Annotated in this window: 14 protein-coding genes and 1 tRNA gene; 7 read left to right on the top strand and 8 right to left on the bottom strand. The window is 71.6% G+C overall.

The genetic code is table 11. From position 1 onward, the window contains the following. The first annotated feature begins 36 nt into the window (after positions 1-36). Positions 37-246: a hypothetical protein gene (locus tag BLV01_RS25110; protein WP_139178397.1), complete on the top strand. Its 210-nt coding sequence runs from the start codon at positions 37-39 to the stop codon at positions 244-246. Positions 247-445: 199 nt separating this feature from the next. On the opposite strand, the gene BLV01_RS02045 is transcribed toward BLV01_RS25110, so the two are convergent. Together BLV01_RS02045 and BLV01_RS02040 are read right to left on the bottom strand one after the other, a co-directional pair. Then, a tRNA-Leu gene (locus BLV01_RS02045) sits at positions 446-532 on the bottom strand. Between the two features lie 108 nt (positions 533-640). After that, positions 641-1,669: a VOC family protein gene (locus BLV01_RS02040; RefSeq protein ID WP_091793589.1), complete on the bottom strand. Its 1,029-nt coding sequence runs from the start codon at positions 1,667-1,669 to the stop codon at positions 641-643. Between the two features lie 175 nt (positions 1,670-1,844). Here BLV01_RS02040 and BLV01_RS02035 point away from each other — a divergent pair, with 175 nt between their 5' ends. Next, a complete protein-coding gene (locus tag BLV01_RS02035; RefSeq protein ID WP_091793587.1) occupies positions 1,845-2,717 on the top strand; it encodes a helix-turn-helix domain-containing protein in 873 nt (290 codons plus the stop codon). A gap of 39 nt (positions 2,718-2,756) precedes the next feature. Here BLV01_RS02035 and BLV01_RS02030 read toward each other — a convergent pair whose 3' ends face one another. The 5 genes from BLV01_RS02030 to BLV01_RS02010 all read right to left on the bottom strand — a co-directional run bounded on the left by BLV01_RS02030 (position 2,757) and on the right by BLV01_RS02010 (position 8,130). Continuing rightward, positions 2,757-3,233 carry a DNA-binding protein gene (locus BLV01_RS02030; protein ID WP_091793585.1) on the bottom strand — a complete coding sequence of 159 codons (477 nt, stop codon included), beginning with the start codon at positions 3,231-3,233 and terminating at the stop codon, positions 2,757-2,759. A 10-nt stretch (positions 3,234-3,243) separates the two neighbouring features. Continuing rightward, positions 3,244-3,912 carry a hypothetical protein gene (locus tag BLV01_RS02025; RefSeq protein WP_091793583.1) on the bottom strand — a complete coding sequence of 223 codons (669 nt, stop codon included), beginning with the start codon at positions 3,910-3,912 and terminating at the stop codon, positions 3,244-3,246. Then, positions 3,912-5,531: a substrate-binding and vWA domain-containing protein gene (locus BLV01_RS02020; RefSeq protein ID WP_091793581.1), complete on the bottom strand. Its 1,620-nt coding sequence runs from the start codon at positions 5,529-5,531 to the stop codon at positions 3,912-3,914. The genes BLV01_RS02025 and BLV01_RS02020 overlap by 1 nt, the downstream gene beginning before the upstream one ends. A gap of 232 nt (positions 5,532-5,763) precedes the next feature. Then, a complete protein-coding gene (locus tag BLV01_RS02015; protein ID WP_091793579.1) occupies positions 5,764-6,990 on the bottom strand; it encodes a toxic anion resistance protein in 1,227 nt (408 codons plus the stop codon). A 12-nt stretch (positions 6,991-7,002) separates the two neighbouring features. Continuing rightward, the gene (locus tag BLV01_RS02010) at positions 7,003-8,130 is read right to left on the bottom strand and encodes a hypothetical protein (RefSeq protein ID WP_091793577.1); all 1,128 of its coding nucleotides are present in this window, start codon (positions 8,128-8,130) and stop codon (positions 7,003-7,005) included. A 352-nt stretch (positions 8,131-8,482) separates the two neighbouring features. Here BLV01_RS02010 and BLV01_RS02005 point away from each other — a divergent pair, with 352 nt between their 5' ends. The 5 genes from BLV01_RS02005 to BLV01_RS01985 all read left to right on the top strand — a co-directional run bounded on the left by BLV01_RS02005 (position 8,483) and on the right by BLV01_RS01985 (position 12,062). Then, the gene (locus BLV01_RS02005) at positions 8,483-8,662 is read left to right on the top strand and encodes a hypothetical protein (RefSeq protein WP_091793576.1); all 180 of its coding nucleotides are present in this window, start codon (positions 8,483-8,485) and stop codon (positions 8,660-8,662) included. A 314-nt stretch (positions 8,663-8,976) separates the two neighbouring features. Further along, positions 8,977-9,960, top strand: coding sequence for an NAD-dependent epimerase/dehydratase family protein (locus BLV01_RS02000; RefSeq protein WP_091793574.1), 984 nt, complete (start codon positions 8,977-8,979; stop codon positions 9,958-9,960). Between the two features lie 189 nt (positions 9,961-10,149). Continuing rightward, entirely contained in the window at positions 10,150-10,710 is a 561-nt protein-coding gene (locus tag BLV01_RS01995; protein ID WP_091793572.1) for a 2-amino-4-hydroxy-6-hydroxymethyldihydropteridine diphosphokinase, read from the top strand. After that, on the top strand, positions 10,710-11,429 hold the full coding sequence (locus tag BLV01_RS01990) for an SDR family oxidoreductase (RefSeq protein WP_091793570.1): 720 nt from the start codon (positions 10,710-10,712) through the stop codon (positions 11,427-11,429). The genes BLV01_RS01995 and BLV01_RS01990 overlap by 1 nt, the downstream gene beginning before the upstream one ends. Before the next feature lie 177 nt (positions 11,430-11,606). Next, the gene (locus BLV01_RS01985; protein ID WP_091793568.1) at positions 11,607-12,062 is read left to right on the top strand and encodes a macro domain-containing protein; all 456 of its coding nucleotides are present in this window, start codon (positions 11,607-11,609) and stop codon (positions 12,060-12,062) included. Between the two features lie 189 nt (positions 12,063-12,251). Here BLV01_RS01985 and BLV01_RS01980 read toward each other — a convergent pair whose 3' ends face one another. After that, positions 12,252-12,599 (bottom strand): hypothetical protein, encoded by a 348-nt coding sequence (locus BLV01_RS01980; RefSeq protein WP_091793566.1) that lies wholly within the window; start codon positions 12,597-12,599, stop codon positions 12,252-12,254. Positions 12,600-12,774 lie beyond the last annotated feature (175 nt).

The raw sequence follows: 12,774 nt of genomic DNA, 5'->3' as shown, positions 1-12,774 counted from the left end.
TCAGCGCCATGTCGCGATGGAGCCCGGAGTTCCGCGTTGCTGGGAACGACCGCAGGAAAAAGGCGCTTCTTTCAAATCGCCGGGCATCTTGAGAAAGGCAGCGGCGATGCGGCATCGGCGGTGGCAACGTTCGCGCTGCATGCGTGCGACCTGCGCATGCGCGAAAAATTTCGCGGCGATGGGTGCGAACGATGTCCGCGGTTGGGTTGTGACGGGCCGATCACGCAGCCGCGTTCGCGCCATTGAGTCGTCGTGCGCAAGCGCGAACGCGCGCGCAGGCTGCGTGCGATCGGCTCGCTGTCGGCGCGCGCGGCGGACGCGCGCGTGGACACAGGCGGGTGGAGGCGTGGGAGGCGGCGAATGCGGCCGATGCAGCGCCGGACGGAACTGCGCAGCGGCGTCGGCACGGTCCGGGATTCGCGTTCGTCCGAATCGCTGCAAGCCGTGGTGCCCGGAGCCGGACTCGAACCGGCATACCCTCGCGGGTGGCGGATTTTAAGTCCGCTGCGTCTACCGATTTCGCCATCCGGGCAGGATGCGGTGACGCGGCTAGTCTAGCCGATCCGCTCGCGCGGCTGGCTCGCGCGGCGAGGCGAGCCGCCGTCGCGCGGCGCAGCCGAGCGTGCGCGGGCGTTGCGGTTCAGCGCCCGGCGTTCGCGCTGGCGGCGCCGGCCGCGGCCGCGCCGCAGGGGCCGGTTGCGCGGTCGCGCGCATGGAACTCGATCCACAGCCCGAGGTCGTCGCGGCTCGGCGCCAGGAACGACGCGCCGGCGAGCCCGCGATAGCGCTCCAGCGTGCGTTCGTAGCCGCGTCCGACTAGGTGCCGGGCGCGTTCGAGGTCGGCTACGCCGATGCTGATTCCGGCGATCTGCGCGCCGCCCTGGGCCAGCGCGTCGGCCGCGGCGCCGGCGCCGTCGGGCTGCAGCGCCAGCAACGCGCTGGCGCCGATCGCCACGCAATAGCCGCGCGCGCCGATCTGCGCCAGCCGCACCGGCGTGGCGCGGTCGTAGCCGAGCCTGGCCAGTTGCGCGCGGTCGGCTTCGGCGTCGGCCGAGAGCAGCCACAGCGCGCTGAGTTCGCGCGCGCCGTTGGGGTGCTCGCGCGCGCTGCGGCGGTCGGCGGCGATGTCGGGACGCACCGGCGCGTAGCGGATGTAGAACAGCCGGCTCGACAGCGGCGAGGGATCGACCGCGAACAGGCTCCAGCGCGGCGGCGTGCCGGGGCCGGTGCCGTCGGGATCGTCGGGCGCGGCGGAGAACACCGGCGTGGCGGCGAGGCCGCGGGCGAGCAGCGCGGCGCGCGCGGCGTCGAGCGCGTCGCTGTGCAGGACCAAGGTGCGCGCGCCGGCGGCGCCGTGCAGCGCGGCCTGGTCGGCCTGCGCGCCGGGGTCGAGCGGCGCGTCGGCGCCGGTCAGGCCCAGCAGTTCGATGAAGCGCTCGCCGTCCAGGCGCACGTAGCGGTTGGCCAGCGCGCCTTGCGGCCGGCCGGGCGCGACCTGGAAGCCGAGCTTGACGGTCATCGCCGCGGTGATCTGGTCGAGGCTACGGCCCCACAGCAGGGCGTGGTCGAGGCGCTCGCCGGCGCTTGGGCGCGGCGTGGGAGCGGCGAGGGCGAGGGCGGACAGCGACAGGGTCGCGACGGCGGCGGCGAGGCGGGGAAACAGGCGCATGCGGGCGGCTCGGAAGGGCGGATGGAATCGGCGGGCGGCATCGCGCCGCAACGCCGCGGACCCGTACAGGCTGGCGCCGCCGTCGCCGCCGCGCGCGCAGGAACGGCCGGCCGTCAGTACGAAAGGATGACTTTCGCCTCTGCCGGCGGCGCCGGCCGGCGCCGAGCATCGCGCCATGGCCGACCGTCCTGCGTGCTATCCCGAACTGCCTGCGGCGGCGCGGCCGCGCGAGCACGCCGTGGCCGCCGCACCGCGCCTGGACGTGCTGACCGTGCCGGTGCCGCCAGGCCTGTTCGACACCCCGTTCGACCGCCGCCACGTGCTGTGCCTGCACCAGGGCGGGGCGGTGCCGGTGAGCTATCGCGAAGGCCGCCATGAGCGGCGCGGCGTGCGCCTGCAGGGCCAGTATTGCGTGTCGCCGGCCAACGCCAGCACCCGTTGGACGATGTCGGGGCCGGCGACCTCGCTGTTGTTGCGGATGGCGCCGGAACTGATCGACGAGACCGCGCAGGCGATGGGCTCGGGCGGCGGCGCGGTCGAACTGGCGCCGGCCGCGCACCTGCGCGACGCGCAGATCGAGCGCATCGGCTGGATGATGCAGGCCGAGGACCGCGAGCGTTACCCCAGCGGGCGCTTGTTCGTCGATGCCCTGGCCGATGCGCTGGCCGCGCGCCTGCTGGCGCTGCACCGCTTCGCGCGCGCGCCCGCGGCGACGGCGCGGGCGCTGCCGGGGTGGCGGCTGGCGCGGGTGATCGACTACATCGAGGCGCACCTGGAGGCGGACCTGTCGCTGGCCGAACTCGCCGCCGTCGCCGGTTTCAGCGTGTCGCACTTCAAGCCGCTGTTCAAACGCGCGACCGGCCTGCCGGCGCACCGCTTCGTGCTGCAGCGGCGGGTCGAGCGCGCGCGCCAGCGGGTGCTGGACGGCGCGGCGGGATTGAGCGAGATCGCGCTGGACACCGGCTTCGCCGATGCCAGCCACATGGCGCGCTGCATGCGCCGATTGCTCGGGGTGAGTCCGTTGCAACTGCGCCAGGCGCGCGGCTGACGGCGGCCGCGAGGCCGCTGCGCGTGCGGCGATCGCCGGCTATTCGGCCGCGCCGTCCGCGCGCGGCGCCGCGCCGTCGCGCCGCAGCCGCTTGAGCTTGCGTTCCAGCGCGGCCTCGCGCTTCTCCAGTTCCGCCACGCGCTGGCGCAGGGCTTCGGCCTGGGCGTCGTGGCGCTCGCGCACCGCGTCGCTGGCAAGATCCAGCGCCTGCAACCACAGCTGGCGCAGCGGCGCGGGCACGTCGTCGGCCAGCGGCGCCAGTTGCAGGCGCGTGGCCAGCCCGGCGTAGAAGCGCCGCAACATCGGATGCAGGCGATTGGGCGAGCCGCTGCCGTAGACCGCGCGGATGGCTTCCACGGTCGGCTGGACCCCGGCGCGGAGCATGCGCCAGGCGATGTCCTCGAGCTGGCCCTGGTCCAGCGGCACGCGCTCCTGCGGCCCGCGCTTGCCGCCCAGGCGGCCTTCCTCGGCCAACGACTGGCGGATCTGCCACAGCGCGTCCTGGTCGGTCGCCATCGTCGCGCGCCTAGGCCAGTTCGAACGCGGCAGCGGCGTCGAACTTTTCCTTGAGGAAGCGTTCGCTCAGCAGCAGCGATTCGGCGTCGCCGGCGAAGGCCTCGCGCGAGATGCGCTGCAGCGACTGGTCGAGCAGCTCAAGTTGCTGCGACAGCGTCTGCGCGGCGGTGCGGCCGTCCTTGAGCGGTTGGGTGCGGGCGAACACCGGCGGCAGCTTGAGGTAGCCGCCGAGCATGTCCGGCAGGTAGCGGCGCAGGCTTTCCTGCACCGCGAACGCGGCCGAGGCCGACAGCGCGCCGGAGCCGCGCAGCTCGTGCAGCCGCGGCAGCAGTTCGCCCAGGGTCTGCTGGATGTTGCGCAGGCTCGCCAGCGCCTCGGCCGGCACCCGCTTGGCCACTTCGCCGACCAGGCGGTCGAGGTGTTCGATCAGCGCCTCCACCGGCAGTTCGGCTTCGGCCACGCGCTCGCCGAGCCGGTCGCGCGGCCACGCCAGCGCGCCGACGCCGTACAGGCCGAGCACGATCAGCGGCCAACCGGTCGCGATCACCCCGGCGAACAGCAGGCCCAGCCCGACCAGGCCGAGCGCGCAGCCGGCGATGTTGCGGTTGCTGTAGAGGTACAAACGCAGGCGCTGGCCCAGCGTCGGCGTCGTCGGCGGCGGCGCGACCGGCAGCGTCATCACTGGTACCCGCGGATGTCCTTGAACACCAGGGTCAGCGACTTGCTCTTGGCGTCGAAGACCTGGCCGCCGGTGGCCTGCGCGAGCGACTTCATCTCGTCCGGGTCGGCGTCGCCGAACAGGATCGGGAACACCCGGATCGAGCGCAGCGCTTCGTCCTGGGCGGCGTACCAGCCCAGGAACGCGCGCAGGTCGCTGCCTTCGGTGTTCTCGCCGTCGCTCATCAGCACCACCGTGTAGTAGCGCGGCTCGCGCGCGGCGCGCTTGTCGGCGGCCAGTTCGGTCAGCGCCTGGCGCACGCTGTCGAAGATCGCGGTGCCGCCGCCGGGCTGCAGCGGCGCGATCTCGGCGCGGATCGCCCGCAAGGCGGCGGCGTTGCCGGCGGCGTCGCGGCCCATGTCGAACAGGCGGGTGCGCTCGGGCCGGCTGGAGAAGGTCAGCACGCCGATGCGCTCGCGGTTCTGGAAGCGCGCGTAGCGGTCGGTCAGCGAAGCGGCGTTGCCGCCGGCGAGGGTGTCCATCGCCGCCTTCATCGCCTCGATGCGGCCGTCGTTGCCCATCGAGCCGGACAGGTCGAGCACGTAGCGCGAGCTGGCCGGGATGCGCACGTCGGCGAGGAAGCCCTGCAGCAGGCTGTCGATCACCTGCGGCTGGCCGGGGAAGGGCAGCTCGATCAGGGTGCGCTGCGGGATGCTGGCGGCGGCCTGCGCCTCGGGATTGACCGGACGGCGCAGGGTGGTCTGCGACAGGCGCGTCTGGAACGCGGGCGAACGCAGGAACGCGACCAGCTTGTCGTAGCCGGCGCGCTTGCCGGCGTCGAGCAGCATCAGCGGATAGTCGGCGGTGACGATGCCTTCCTTCGGATAGACCAGGGTCAGCGGCTCGCCCAGGCGGCCGTCGCGGTTGAGGCTCAGCAGCACCGATTCGTAGTTGATCAGCCCGTCGACCTTGCCCTGTTCGCGCGCATAGGTGTCGGCCAGCCAGCCCGACGAGCCGGCGGTCATGCGTTGGCCCTGGAAGAAGGCCTTGAGCGCGGGATTGGCGACGTCGGCCTCGGTCAGCGCGTCGGGGTTCGCGGCCAGCGCGGAGGCGATGCCGATCAGCGCGGTGAAGCCGGTGTTGCTCGAGGTCGGGTTGGTCATGCCGAAGCTGAAGCGGCCCGCGCGCGAAGCCTCGGCGATGTCCTTCCAGGTCGGGTCGGCCTTGTCCCAGCCCAGTTCGCGCGCCTTGGAGGTCTTCACCCCCAGCACCACCGGCGACAGCATGATTTTTTCCTGCGCGAGCAGGCGCTGCTTGAGCGCCGGATTCATCGCCAGGTATTTGCCGTGGCTGACCCAGACCGCGTCGAACTTCTCGCCCGCGGCGAGGCGGTCGATCGCGTCGAGGGTGCCGGCGTAGGTGAAGCGCAGGCGCACGCCGGTGGCCTGGGCGATCTCGTCGCCGAGCTGGGCGTCGATGTCCTTGAGTTCGGAGCCGGCCAGCACGGTGAAGGCCGGGGCATCGTCGGTGCGGGCGGCGCCGCCGTCGCCGGCGGTGTCGCCGGAACCGTTGCCGCCGCCGCAGGACGCGAGCAGCAGCGCGGCGAAGGCGAGCAAAGCGCGGTGCGCGAATCGGGTCATGGCTGGGCCTTCCTGTGGCGGAGCGTTACGGGAGATCGATCAGTGGGAACAGGCGGCGTCCAAGGCTTCACCCCGTCATTGCGGCGAACGCCGGAATCCGTTTTGACGTTGCTCTTTTCCGCACGCGCCAAGGCAAAAGCAACGGCAAGATCGAAATGGATTCCGGCGTTCGCCGCAACGACGGGGCGGGTACGGCGCGGGTTCATCGGGGTAAGGGCGGGCCGCGGCCGGGTTACAGCGACACCGGCCCGGCCGGCGCGGCGATGCTGTGGCGCACCGCGGCCACCGCCTCGCGCTCGCGGTTCATGCGCGCCTCGCCCTTGGCGATCAGGCCGCGCAACTGCTCGATGTTGCTGCCCATCGCGCCGATCGCCTTGCTGCGGAACTCGTCCATGCGGTCGAGTGCGGCGAAGGTGGTGTCGAACGCGTTCTGCAGGGTCTGCACGCCGATCAGCGGGTTGCTCTGGAACTCGGCGACGCGGTCGACGTGCTGGCCGAACTGGGACGAGGTCGAGGCGATCAGCCCCTCGATCGCGCGCGAGGACGACTTCAGCGCGTCCATCACCTGCAACTGGTAGCCCTGCGCACGCGCCAGGGTCGCGGCGATCGACAGGCTGGACATGCCGATGGTGGCCATGCGGTCGCAGCCGTTGCGCAGCTCGCGCCCGGTCTTGCGCAGGCCTTCGAGCATCTTGTAGCCGTTGATGCACACCAGGATCTGGGTCTTGATGTCGACGCTGGCCTGGCGCACGTAGAACAGCACTTCCTGCTCGACCGCCTTGGCCCGCGCCGGGTCGGCGGCCTTGAGCGACTCCAGCGCCGCGCTGAGCTTGCCGTCGAGCTGCTCGGCGAACACGTCGGCGGCCTTGAGCCGGGTCAGCGCCTCCAGCAGCTTCTGCATGGTCGCGTACAGCGCCTGGTCGTCGCGCGCCAGTTCGTCCTGCACGGCGTAGAGGCTGTCGATGGTCTTGCGGATCGAGTCGCCGGCCGAGTCGAAGCGCTGCAGGTAGGCGCGCAGCTTGTTGCCGAACGGGATCAGCCCGAGCAGCTTGTGCGCGGCCAGCAGGTCGCCTTCCTTGGACGGGTTGAGGTCCTCGAACAGGATGCGCATTTCGCTCATCACCTTGAACGCCGGGCTGTCGGCGTCGGCGACGAAGTTGCGGTCGAGGAACTTGTTGGTGAGCAAGGTGCTGTCGCCGATCTCCTTGCGGCCGAGGCGGAACGCGCTGTCCACGCGGCTGCGGAAATCCTCCGAGTGCGGGTCCAGCGCGAGCAGGTCGGCGATGAACTGGTCGGCCTGGCTCAACACCTGGATGCGGGTCTCGTCCTTGAACGGGATCATCGCCGCGGCCTGGTCGGGCCCGGCGACGGGCATCGCCGGCTCGGGCATGTCCAGGGTCAGCGGGGCGATGGGCTCGGCGAGGGTGGTGGGCGCGGCGGGAGTCTGGGGCGTGCTCATGGCGTCGTTCCTTCAGTGGCCCAGCCGCGATTCGATGCGGCCGATCATGCGTTCGAGGAGGTCGTAGGTCGGCGGATCGACCACGTCGACCAGTTGTTGCGGCATGTCGATGCCGCGCTTGCCGGCGTCGGCGAACAGCGTCGCGTTGTCGGGCCCGCGCAACCCGTAGCGCGCGGCGATCGCGCGCACCTTGGGGTTGCGCTCGAAGGCCTCGGCGAAACGCGCGCCCTTGTCGTTGAGGGCGACGATGGTGTGCTTGGTCAGCACGGTCGGTTGCGGATACAGCAGCAGCATGTCCGGGTCCACGCGCGGGTGCTTGAACGCGTACTCCAGGAATTGCTGCTCGTAGATCATCACCAGCGGCGACTTGCCCATCTTCATGGTGACGTAGTCTTCGAACGGCCCCGACGAGCTCGATTCCTGGTAGCCCTGCTTGGAGAACAGGTGCACCAGCCGGTCGGCGACCTGGTCGGCGGCGGCGTCGCTGGCGACCACGTCGTCGTTGTTGGCCAGGTAGCTGGCCAGGGCCAGGTACATCGCCGCCGAATTGCTGGTGCGCACGTCGGTGCTGGTGATCAGCACCGATTTGCCGACCGCGTAGTTCGGGTTGGGCTGCAGGTCCTTCCAGCGCGCGCCGCTCTCCATCAGCGCCACCAGCTTGCGCATGTCGACGATGAAGTAGGCGTTGCCGCGCTTGCCGACGATGCCGTTGGCTTCCAGCGTCGGCAGCAGCGGCTTCCAGCTGGCCACCGTCATCGGCGTGTAGAAGCCGTTGTAGATGCGGCGCGATCCGGTGGCGTCGGCGATCTTGCGCGCCGCGGCGGTGCCGGCGGGGTAGGCGGCGTCGAAGCTCTTGAGGTCCGGGCGGGTGGCGATCTCGCGCGAACCGGCCTTCTGCACGTCGAGCACGATGTTGTCGGCGAGCAGGACCTGGGCCAGCTCGGGATCGCGCAGGAAATCGAGCTTCTCCGAACCGGTGAGCACGCGCACGGTGATCCGCGCGGCCGTGTCGGCCTGCTGTTTGCGCGTTTCGGCGGCGGCGCGGTCGTCGGCGCGCTTGCCGTTGAAGGACATCACGATGCCGGCGACGACGCCGAGCAGCAGCACCACCGCGATCGCGGGGCCGAGGATCTTCCTCATTGGCGAACCTCCTTATTCACCGGCAGCGTATGGGCTATGTATGACCTATGTTTGACAGTCCGGGGCCGGGTGGGGGGAGCGCGGTGGCGGAGGGAAAAGCGTCGGGCCTGAAGGCCCTCCCACAAGAGCCGAGGTTGGACCCGCTCTTGTGGGAGGGCCTTCAGGCCCGACGCTTTCGGCTCCGACGCGGCCGACCCGCCGCCTGAACAGGCGCCACGCCCCTGTCATCCACCGCCCGCACACTGAACCCCGGCCGCGCCCGCCGACGCGGTTCCGACATTGGTCCAACATCCCCCGGCGCAGCATCGTCCCAGCCCAAGCCGCCCGCCACCCGCCCGAGGACGCCACGCGCATGAGCCAGCCGCAGGATCCGCGCCGCTACGACCGCCTGGCCGTCGAGCTCTCGCGCATCCGCGACCCGCAGGCGCTGGCCGAGGCCATCGTCGCCGCCGCGCGCGCTGCGCACGACGAGCCGGCCGTTGCGGCCGCCGCGCCGCAGGAACAGGGCGAACGCGCCTGGATCGAAGCCTGACTGCGCAGGCGCAGCCCTCGCGATAGGCGCCCGCCTTCGCCGCGAATCGCGGCCGCCCGATTCCCCGCTCCGGTTCCGACGCCCAACGCGTTCCGGCAGCCGCAAGCCCGATCCGGATTCGCCAGCCCGACATCGCGCACCCCCAACGGACCAAGCCATTCGTCTCGCGCCGGGCGCACAGCGCGGTGTGACATTCGTCGGTGGCCGCAGGGCCAGAGCGCTTGTACCCTGGCGCCACCCGCCATCGACCGCGCCGAGGTTGCCCGCAACGCCGGCGCGCCGGCGTTTTTCCCTCCCAGCGCAGGTTGCATCGCATGAGCGTTCTCGTCACCGGCAGCGCCGGCCACCTCGGCGAAGGGCTGATGCGCCTGTTGCGCGCACAGGGCCGCGCGGCGCGCGGCATCGACCTCAAGCCCTCGGCGTTCACCGACTTCGCCGGTTCCATCGCCGATCCCGCGTTCGTCGCCGAGGCGATGCAGGGCGTGGATGCGGTGATCCACGCCGCGACCCTGCACAAGCCGCACGTGGCCACCCACCGCTACCAGGACTTCGTCGACACCAACGTCTCCGGCACGCTGAACCTGCTGCAGGCCGCGCACGAACGCGGCGTGCGCTCGTTCGTGTTCACCAGCACCACCAGCGCGTTCGGCGCGGCCCTGACGCCGGCGCCGGGCGAGCCGGCGAGATGGATCGACGAAGACGTGGCGCCGATTCCGAAGAACATCTACGGCACCACCAAGGTCGCCGCCGAGGGCCTGTGCGAGCTGTTCCACCGCCGCCACCGGCTGCCGGTGCTGGTGCTGCGCACCTCGCGCTTCTTCCCCGAGGACGACGACGATGCGGCGCGCCGCGCCGAGTACGACACCGCCAACAGCCAGGCCAACGAACTGCTGTACCGCCGCGCCGACATCGACGATGTCGCCCAGGCCCACCTGTGCGCGATCGAGCGCGCGCCGGCGCTGGGCTTCGGCCGCTACATCGTCTCGGCGACCACGCCGTTCCGGCGCGAGCACCTGGCCGAACTCGGCGTCGATGCGGCGGCGGTGGTGCGGCGGTTGTTCCCGCGCTGCGGCGGGCTGTATGCGGCCAAGGGCTGGAACCTGTTCCCGCGCCTGGACCGGGTCTACGTCAACGACGCCGCACGCCGCGACCTGGGCTGGGAGCCGCGCTACGGCTTCGACTACGTGCTCGATTGCCTGGAGCGCGGACTGGATTTCCGCAGCGCGCTGGCGCACGACGTCGGGGTCAAGGGCTATCACGCGCAGCGCTTCGAGGACATGCCTTACCCGGTGGCGTGAAGCTGCGTCGGCGCGGGCCGCGGCCGGCGCGGGCAACGCACGGCGGCGACGGTCGCGGCGGGCGGCGAGGGCAGGGCTGGCTACAATGCCCGGGCGCGCCGCCGTTTCCGCGGCGCCGCAGCCGCCGATGCCAGGGAGCGCCGCCATGTCCGAATCCGCACACACTCCGCCCGCCGCGCGAGTACGCGCATGAGCGCGACCGCGCTGATCTGCCTGGGCGCCAGCGCCGGCCCGCGCGCGGAGAACCTGCTCGAAGCCGGCGCGCAGTTGCTGGCCGAACCCGGCACCGCGTTAGCGGCGGTGTCCGGGCTGTACGGCGACCGCCACTACCTGCACACCGGCGACGCCACCTTGAACCTGGTGCTGGCGCTGGACTGGCGCGACCCGCCGCAGCCGCAGGCGCTGGAACGGCGCTTCAAGCGCATCGAAGCCGGCTTCGGCCGCCAACGCGACCCGCGCCGGCGCATGCCGGTGCCGCTGGACATCGACCTGCTCGGCGCGCTGGACGCCGATGGCCCGCAGTGGCAGTCGCGCTACGATCCCGGCCGCGGCTACCTGTTCCACGGCTTGAGCCAACTGCCGCTGGCGCCGCTGCAGGCCGCGCTGGACGCACTGCAGCGCCAGCGCGGTTTCCGTGGCGAGGACAACGCGCACGGCTTCTATCCCTATGCCGGCGCCGGCTTCGTGCGCCGCTACCTGCTCGAGCGCGCCGCGCAACTGCGCGATGCCGGGCAACGGGAGGCCGGTTGATGAGCCAGGCCACCACCACCTTGGTCACCGGCGCCTCGCGCCGGATCGGCCGCGCCCTGGCTGAAGCCTGCCTGGCGCGCGGCGAACGCGTGGTCGCGCACCGGCGCAGCGCCGATGCGGTGCCGGCGCCGTTCGCCGCGCCGGTGGACGCGTGGTGCTGGGACATGCAGCAGCCGCTGGACGCGTTGCCGGCGCAGGACATCGACCACCTGATCCTCAGCGCCTCGCTGTTCGAGCGCGGCCACACCTGGAACGCGCTGTCGGCCGACGGCGGCGCCGGCAGCGCCAGCGCCGAGGAACGCGAGCGCTTCGCCCGCCACCTGCAGGTCAACCTGTTGGCGCCGTGGGAACTGGCGGTGCGGCTCAACGCGCGGCGGCCGCTGCGCTCGGTGACGATGCTGCTCGATACCTACCTGGACCGTTCGTTCGCGGGCCATGCCGCCTACCAGGTCAGCCGCGCCGCCGGCGCCGGGCTGGTGCGCGCGCTGGCGACGGAACTGGCGCCGTGCCGGGTTAACGCGGTCGCGCCGGGCACGGTGCTGCCGTCGGTGCGCGACCCGGCCCAGCGCGCCGAACAGGAAGACGCGATCAAGGCGCGGACCCTGCTCGGGCGCATCGGCGCGGTCGACGACGTGGTCGACGCCGCGATGTACCTGCGCGACGCGGCCTACGTCACCGGCGAAATCCTGCGCGTCGACGGCGGCCGCTTCAAACTCTAGAAATCCCGCTCTGTAGGAGCGACGCGAGCCGCGACCGCGACAACGCAGCCGTTGCGAACGCTTCGACGTAGTGGCGTTGTCGCGATCGCGGCTCGCGCCGCTCCTGCACAGGGCGCGGCGCTTCGGGCGCCGACCGTCCGTGCGCTTGCGCATCACCCTCACGAATCGAAGAAGACCATGAACATCATCTGCGGCGACCTGCTGCAACTGGCCGCCGAAGGCCGTTTCGACGTCATCGTGCACGGCTGCAACTGCCAGTGCCGGATGGGCCGCGGCATCGCCCTGAGCATCCGCGAACGCTTCCCCGCGGCCTGGCAGGCCGACCAGCGCACGGTGCCGGCCGAGCGCGGCAAGCTCGGCGGCTACAGCCAGGCATCGGTGGAGGAGAACGGCCACCGCTTCGTCGTGGTCAACGCCTACACCCAGTTCCACTGGAAAGGCGCGGGCGTGCTGGCCGACTACGAGGCCATCGGCCGGGCGATGCGCTCGATCGCGCGCGAGTTCCACGGCAAGCGCATCGGTTATCCGCTGATCGGCGCGGGCTTGGCCAAGGGCGATTGGAACGTCATCGCGCCGATCATCGAAGAGGCGCTGGCCGGCGAGGACCACACCCTGGTCGAATTCGCCGGTTGAGGAAGGCGCGCGGCGATCGGGTCGAAAGGCGTCGGGCCTGAAGGCCCTCGCACAAGAACGGGCCCGGCTTTGGCGCTTGTGGGAGGGCCTTCAGGCCCGATGCTTTTCATTCGGTTCGCCGCGATCTCCCGCGGTGTGGGGCACCGCGGGATTCTTGCGACAGCGCACGCCGGTCCAAGCCCGGCCGGTTCAAACCTGCGCCGCCAACTCCGCCATGTGCTGGGCGATGCGCCGGCGCCCGGCCTCGGCGTTGTCGCGCGCGCGTTCCCACGATGCGCGCGCGGCGCCGCGGGCCTGTTCCCAGCTCAGCGCCGAACCCAGGCGGATGCGCTGGTAACGCCCGCGCAGGTCCAGCGCCGGGTCGTCGAAATCGCGGCCGGGATGTTCGAGCTGCACCGAGATGCCGACGTAGAACGCCGGTGCGTAGTCGCTGAAATGCAGTCCTTCGCGATAGAACTCCGCCTCGCGATAGTGGCTGGCCCAATAGCTCAGCCCGGGCGTGGTCGGAGTGGGGCGGCCTTGCAGGGTGGTCGTCATCGCTCTGGCTCCGCTTCGGGAACCCCCTGTGCGCGCAAACTTAGCCCACGGTGACGTTAGTTGTCCGTTACGAATGATTCGCGTTGCGTGAATTGTGAATGGGGCAACGATTTGCTGCACGCAACCGCCCGGCCGGGACAAGTCCGGCCGGGCGAGGCATTGCGCAGCGGGCGCC

Source organism: Lysobacter sp. yr284, from assembly GCF_900107375.1.
Taxonomy (GTDB): Bacteria; Pseudomonadota; Gammaproteobacteria; order Xanthomonadales; family Xanthomonadaceae; genus Lysobacter.
The sequence above is the reverse complement of the archived record's forward strand: the minus strand, read 5'-3'. Positions and strand labels throughout refer to the sequence as shown.

What these genes read in the sequence shown, in the direction of transcription:
- BLV01_RS01990 (WP_091793570.1), top strand. Translation starts at nt 10,710, where the DNA reads ATGAGCCAGGCCACCACCACCTTGGTCACCGGCGCCTCGCGCCGGATC.
- BLV01_RS02010 (WP_091793577.1), bottom strand. Translation starts at nt 8,130, where the DNA reads ATGAGGAAGATCCTCGGCCCCGCGATCGCGGTGGTGCTGCTGCTCGGC.
- BLV01_RS02000 (WP_091793574.1), top strand. Translation starts at nt 8,977, where the DNA reads ATGAGCGTTCTCGTCACCGGCAGCGCCGGCCACCTCGGCGAAGGGCTG.
- BLV01_RS01995 (WP_091793572.1), top strand. Translation starts at nt 10,150, where the DNA reads ATGAGCGCGACCGCGCTGATCTGCCTGGGCGCCAGCGCCGGCCCGCGC.
- BLV01_RS01985 (WP_091793568.1), top strand. Translation starts at nt 11,607, where the DNA reads ATGAACATCATCTGCGGCGACCTGCTGCAACTGGCCGCCGAAGGCCGT.
- BLV01_RS02020 (WP_091793581.1), bottom strand. Translation starts at nt 5,531, where the DNA reads ATGACCCGATTCGCGCACCGCGCTTTGCTCGCCTTCGCCGCGCTGCTG.
- BLV01_RS02035 (WP_091793587.1), top strand. Translation starts at nt 1,845, where the DNA reads ATGGCCGACCGTCCTGCGTGCTATCCCGAACTGCCTGCGGCGGCGCGG.
- BLV01_RS01980 (WP_091793566.1), bottom strand. Translation starts at nt 12,599, where the DNA reads ATGACGACCACCCTGCAAGGCCGCCCCACTCCGACCACGCCCGGGCTG.
- BLV01_RS02005 (WP_091793576.1), top strand. Translation starts at nt 8,483, where the DNA reads ATGAGCCAGCCGCAGGATCCGCGCCGCTACGACCGCCTGGCCGTCGAG.
- BLV01_RS02015 (WP_091793579.1), bottom strand. Translation starts at nt 6,990, where the DNA reads ATGAGCACGCCCCAGACTCCCGCCGCGCCCACCACCCTCGCCGAGCCC.
- BLV01_RS02025 (WP_091793583.1), bottom strand. Translation starts at nt 3,912, where the DNA reads ATGACGCTGCCGGTCGCGCCGCCGCCGACGACGCCGACGCTGGGCCAG.
- BLV01_RS02040 (WP_091793589.1), bottom strand. Translation starts at nt 1,669, where the DNA reads ATGCGCCTGTTTCCCCGCCTCGCCGCCGCCGTCGCGACCCTGTCGCTG.
- BLV01_RS02030 (WP_091793585.1), bottom strand. Translation starts at nt 3,233, where the DNA reads ATGGCGACCGACCAGGACGCGCTGTGGCAGATCCGCCAGTCGTTGGCC.